This window comes from Aequorivita viscosa, assembly GCF_900106795.1.
Taxonomy (GTDB): Bacteria; Bacteroidota; Bacteroidia; order Flavobacteriales; family Flavobacteriaceae; genus Aequorivita; species Aequorivita viscosa.
In genome coordinates, this window is the sequence record NZ_FNNS01000054.1 from 1 (window position 1) to 2562 (window position 2562).

At 32.2% G+C, this 2562-nt stretch carries 3 protein-coding genes; all 3 read left to right on the top strand.

Features of this window, described 5'->3' with window-relative positions:
• Window positions 1-113: 113 nt before the first annotated feature.
• The 3 genes from BLW28_RS15445 to BLW28_RS15455 all read left to right on the top strand — a co-directional run bounded on the left by BLW28_RS15445 (window position 114) and on the right by BLW28_RS15455 (window position 2501).
• Window positions 114-806 carry a hypothetical protein gene (locus BLW28_RS15445; protein ID WP_073222338.1) on the top strand — a complete coding sequence of 231 codons (693 nt, stop codon included), beginning with the start codon at window positions 114-116 and terminating at the stop codon, window positions 804-806.
• 218 nt (window positions 807-1024) lie between these two features.
• Window positions 1025-2176 carry a DUF3800 domain-containing protein gene (locus tag BLW28_RS15450; protein WP_073222342.1) on the top strand — a complete coding sequence of 384 codons (1152 nt, stop codon included), beginning with the start codon at window positions 1025-1027 and terminating at the stop codon, window positions 2174-2176.
• Window positions 2177-2315: 139 nt separating this feature from the next.
• Window positions 2316-2501 carry a hypothetical protein gene (locus tag BLW28_RS15455; protein WP_073222345.1) on the top strand — a complete coding sequence of 62 codons (186 nt, stop codon included), beginning with the start codon at window positions 2316-2318 and terminating at the stop codon, window positions 2499-2501.
• Window positions 2502-2562 lie beyond the last annotated feature (61 nt).

Sequence of the window (2562 nt, forward strand, 5' to 3'; positions counted from 1 at the left end):
AAAATGAAAAATATGCAAAAAACAGTGTTTTGGCTTAGTGCCTTAATCAAAATTATAGTAATTTAACACCGCACTGCGCATAGCCGTAACCGTTAGCAGTAAGCTAAAAAAAAATGAAGACACTTCTCACAATAATAATTTCGTGCTTATTAATTGGAACACAACCAAGAAAAGAAATTTATGACAAGGGAGAATTTATTTTTTCGGTTAAGATTTACGACAATGAACAAGAAATGAAATTGAGATTCTTTCCTGTACAATATACCGGAGATAATAAGGAAGAATTTGATAATGCTTGGGAATTGACAAAAGATAATTTAATAGATAAAAATACGGTAGTCTATTTAGGAATGGAAATAATGGAGGGCAAAATTAATGGAAATCAAAAACCATATCAGTATAAGTATTATAACTCGGAATTTGAGAAGATTGGAATGGAGGCAACTGGTATGATAGAAAATGACTCTACTATTTGGTTGCATCCTCCAAGAGACAGATATTTTAAAATATTGGAATTAAACCCTTTTCCAGAAATTCAGTTTGATAAAGAAAATTGGCAAACCACACTTGAAGTTGGCGAACACTGGGGGAACGAAAGATGGAAAACTTGGAAAGGTAATATTATCATTAATTCTGACTATAGCTATAACCGAGATGACGGAAAAGTGACAGCCATAGCAAATTCAGAATTAGGAATTACTCATTTAGTAACTGATTTTGACAAAATGAACGGACTTAAAAAATTAGATTATACAAATATCGACGGAAGTAGAATCGTGTTAGAATTAATTGAAAAAAGAGAGTAAAGCCTACTGCTAACAATGTATAAAAAAAATAGGGCAAGTAAGTGCTCAACCCAATGGTTCAGGCTTATTTGCGAGGTCGCCAAATCTTTTGATTTGGCTTTTAGTAAAATAAGATAAAACAAAATGCAAAAGATTTGGCTTGTGGATAATCCGAAAGATAATTGCTTATTTACAGCCCTACTTCTTTTATACTAAACGTTAGGGCACATTAGAACTGAATGAAGAATCAAATTGCTTACATAGATGAATTTGGAAACAACGGACTTGATTTCGATAAAGAAGGTGTTAGCGAAACTTTTATTGTAACAGCAATTATAGTTTCAGAAGAAAAGTTGGAGAATTTAGAAGCGGAATTGGAAAAAATTCGGAAAGCCAACTTCCAAACTGGAGAAATTAAATCTTCTAAAGTAGGAACCAACGATACAAGGAGATTAAAAATTATTGCAGAACTTAATTCCTTAGATTACCATATTTTTTCAATTGTCGTTGATAAAACGAAACTAACTAGTGAAGGATTTCAATACAAAGGTTCATTTTATAAGTTTCTTCATTCTCTAGTCGACAGAGAACTGTTTAAAACCTTTCCTGACTTACTTGTTGTTGCGGATGAACACGGTGGAAAAGAATTTAAAGAAAGTTTTATAAAGTATATGCGAAAAAGACATATTCCTAGTCTATTTCAACAATCTGAATTTCGACTTTCTAATAGCAAATCGGAATTAATGGTCCAAATGGCAGATTTCGTGACTGGAACAATTGCAAGATGTTATGAGCCAAAAAAGTTAAGCCCAAGAAGAAACGAATTGCTTACAGCCTTAAAACAAAAAGTAATTGAAATAAGGATTTGGCCACCAGATTACAAGCCAATGGCATACGACCCCGGAAAAGACTTTGCGAATTATGACCCTACGATTTCGAGTTTGGGGTTAAACTTAGCAAGTCAATTCTTGGATAAATTTGAAGAATCAGACGTTCCTTATGTAATTGACCAATGTACTTGCTTGAGGTACTTATTGTTCCATTTCAGAAATATAAATCCTGAGACATATGTAACCACATTCGAACTCATAAACCAAATTGAACAGCTAAAACCAAACAAAATTTCAATGCATTATTTTAGAAGTAAAATAATTGCCAAATTAAGAGACAATGGAGTTATTCTAGCAAGTTCAAACAAGGGATACAAATTACCAAGTTCAAGTAAGGATTTATATGATTTCGTTAATCATAGTAATTCATACATTCAACCTATGATAGACCGACTTTTGAAATGCAGAAATCAGATAAAACTAGCAACTAAAAACGAACTTGATATTTTCGACCACGAGGAATTTAAATACCTGAATGAAATAAAAAATAACGTGCCCTAACAATGGCTATAATTCATTGTGGTTTTGTTCCACACCAAAATAATAGTATTAATTAACGGCTGATTTCTAAGCGGAATAATCCTGCGGATGATTCCACAACGAAATCATAGCCGAGACCGTTGTACACAATACCCAAAAAATGAAAATCGGAACTAAAATATTAATCCTATTTCTGACTTTTAATTTACTTTCTTGCAAAGGAACTGCACAAGAAACAGAAATTGAAAAGCCTACTACTGAATTTGATTTCTCAACAGTTGAAAAATTCCGAGAAACAAAACTTAAAGGTCAAATTGTAAGCTTCCCTTTAAACCGAACTGTTTAAAAGTAGAATAATTATCTTAATTTTAAACAGTATTATGAGACGAAGTAAATTTTCACCACAA

Coding starts and splice junctions, on each gene's coding strand:
- BLW28_RS15445 (WP_073222338.1), top strand. CDS start 114: ATGAAGACACTTCTCACAATAATAATTTCGTGCTTATTAATTGGAACA.
- BLW28_RS15450 (WP_073222342.1), top strand. CDS start 1,025: ATGAAGAATCAAATTGCTTACATAGATGAATTTGGAAACAACGGACTT.
- BLW28_RS15455 (WP_073222345.1), top strand. CDS start 2,316: ATGAAAATCGGAACTAAAATATTAATCCTATTTCTGACTTTTAATTTA.